This is a genomic window from Wohlfahrtiimonas larvae (assembly GCF_002006755.1).
GTDB classification, from domain to species: domain Bacteria; phylum Pseudomonadota; class Gammaproteobacteria; order Cardiobacteriales; family Wohlfahrtiimonadaceae; genus Wohlfahrtiimonas; species Wohlfahrtiimonas larvae.
On the sequence record NZ_MVDO01000222.1, the window covers coordinates 1 to 2,722 of the forward strand.

The following is a 2,722-nucleotide window of genomic DNA, read 5'->3' on the forward strand; positions in this document are numbered from 1 at the left end:
CACTTTGTAACCATGCAGGATTCAATTCAATCAAAGTCATTTCTGAAACCATCAAAATATTAGCTAAATCACGAACTTTCATTGGTTTAGCTAATGTAATACCATCCACTTTTCTAGGCGCTTTATGCACTAAGCCTGGAAAATAACTGCTGCCATTTTCTGCTACATGTTTAGCAGCTAAAAATTCCGCATAGAAATTACGAGATGCGAAGCCAAATCTTGGCCCATCATATTCCCATACAATTCGGCCAATATCAGAGCCAATTTCATTCTTAGCACGCATCATTCCGCCAACACCATGATTATATCCTGTCAATGCTAGCGGCCACTCTTGTACTCGATCATGCGCTTCACGTAAATAATTTGCAGCACCCTCCGCTGCCATAAATGGGTCTAATCGTCCATCTATGATATTTCGTTTCATTGGTAAATAACTACGAGCAGTAGATGGCATAAACTGCCACATTCCAGATGCTCCTACAGAAGAATAAGCTGTCTGTTGAAAAGATGATTCCACATGTGGTAAATATGCTATTTCTACAGGGACATTATTGCGCTTCATTATTTTCTTAAATTCAGGCATATAATAACCGCTGATTTCTAAACCTCTACGAAAACGATTTTTTAAACCTGTTTGATAGCGCAATCTATCAGGCGCTTCATAAATGGCTTTCTCCCCACCTGCTTTCTTGAGCATAGCAATCCATTTTTTCTGCTCAGATGTCAGTGCTCGTTTTGTTGTATAACTATCCACCATATCAGTTAGACGTTCACGTAACACATCTTCATGACTACGCAAAACACTTCGACGATTAAAATTAGAAACATCTACAACTTCATAAATAACATCTAAGTAACGATTATCATGATATACAGCCTGATTTTCATCCCACTCGCTATAAACTCTTTCCCAAAAACTTACCATTGGCTTCATAGATTTTGGCTCTGGAAACTGAGTCGATTGCGATGAACACCCCGCTAAAATAACGATACCCAAAATGGTTAAACGTTGAATAATTTTTTTCATGAAACGCTCTCTATCATGTGGCATTCTTTACTTTGGTGAATTTGCTTGATCTACAATGGCAGACACGAAACTTTCAGCTTCAAATGGGCGCAAATCTTCAATCGCTTCTCCAACACCAATAAAACGAACAGGGATTTTTAATTTATCAGCAATTGCAAAAATAATACCACCCTTCGCTGTTCCATCTAATTTAGTAAATGTAATACCTGACAACGGTACAATCTCATTAAATTGTGTTGCTTGATTCAAAGCATTCTGCCCAGTAGATGCATCTACAACTAACATTACCTCATGCGGTGCTGTTTCATCTACACGTTTCATAACACGATGAATTTTAGCCAATTCTTGCATCAAACCTGCTTGTGTATGTAACCGTCCTGCTGTATCTGCAATCAATACATCTACTTTTCGTGCACGAGCTGATTCCATCGCATCAAAAATAACAGATGCAGGATCAGATCCTTCTTTTTGAGCAACCACAGATACATTATTGCGCTCCCCCCAAACTTTTAATTGCTCAACAGCCGCAGCACGGAATGTATCACCTGCCGCCAACATGACGCTTTTGCCTTCCATTTGGAATTTCTTAGCTAATTTACCGATCGTAGTTGTTTTACCAACACCATTGACTCCCACCATTAGTATTACATACGTTTGATGTTCATCATTATTCGCGATCAATGGCTGTTCTACTGGTTTTAAAATCTCAACCATTTCACGATTCAGCAATGCTAATAACTCATCCACGTTAGATAAATTCTTACGAGAGACTTCTTCTGTGATGTTTTTAATTAACTTTTGCGTCACTTCTACGCCAACATCTGCCATTAATAAACGTGTTTCTAATTCTTCTAAAATATCATCATCAATTTGCTTTTTGCCAACGAATAAATCAGCCAAGCCTGATGTAATGCCATCGCGTGTTTTCCCTAAACGCTCTTTTAATCGAGCAAAAAATCCTGTCTTTGGTTTTTCTTGATGAACTTCTGTGAATACAGGCTCTTCGATTGCTGCTTCAATGTTTTCTTCAACAGATTTCACATCTTCAATGGTTTCAGGTACAGATTCAATAGCTACTTCTTGTTGTTCAATTTTTTCTTCAACAACTGATTCAGCAACAGCTTCAAGAATCTCTTCTTGTTCAATTTCTGCGATTGTTTCTTTATGATTTTCTTGTAATGCAATCACAGGTTCTACAACAGTTTCTTCTAAGATTGCTGCTTGCTCTGAAATTTCTTCTTTAAGTTCTGGTGCTTTAGGTTCTTCTGCTACGTTTTTTTTAACCAATAACTCTTCAATATCATCTTCTGTTTGCTTAACTTCAGCAATTTCTTCAGGCACTGATTCAATCAGTGCGTCATGTTGTGCTACTTTTTCTTCCACAACAGATTCAGCAACGGCTTCAAGAACTTCTTCTTTTTCCACCTCTGCAATTGTTTCTTGTTGAACCATTTCAACCAATGCAGCTGATTCAACAGCAATGTCATCCGTAGCCCCAGGCTCTTCAACAACGTTTTCTACAACCTCTTCAACCTTCGGTGCTTCTTCTACTTTCTTATCTGATTTAAAAAGACGAGAAAACCATGAGCCTTTCTTTTCTGACATGCCTATAACCTTCAACCAAAATTAGGGTAAATTAAATGACTGCCATTTTATCAAAAATTTAGTGTCTATGCTTAATAGAGAACAAGTGTT

2 protein-coding genes are annotated in these 2,722 nt (G+C 37.8%); both read right to left on the minus strand.

Annotated features, from left to right (window positions below; genetic code table 11):
- Positions 1-1,027: lytic transglycosylase domain-containing protein (locus BZK14_RS11535; RefSeq protein ID WP_077926625.1), on the minus strand; the 1,027-nt coding region annotated here is incomplete at its 3' end.
- Between the two features lie 27 nt (positions 1,028-1,054).
- Complete coding sequence (gene ftsY, locus BZK14_RS11540) at positions 1,055-2,632, minus strand: signal recognition particle-docking protein FtsY (RefSeq protein WP_171973717.1); 1,578 nt, start codon at positions 2,630-2,632, stop codon at positions 1,055-1,057.
- Between the last annotated feature and the right edge of the window lie 90 nt (positions 2,633-2,722).

Coding starts and splice junctions, on each gene's coding strand:
- ftsY (WP_171973717.1), bottom strand. CDS start 2,632: ATGTCAGAAAAGAAAGGCTCATGGTTTTCTCGTCTTTTTAAATCAGAT.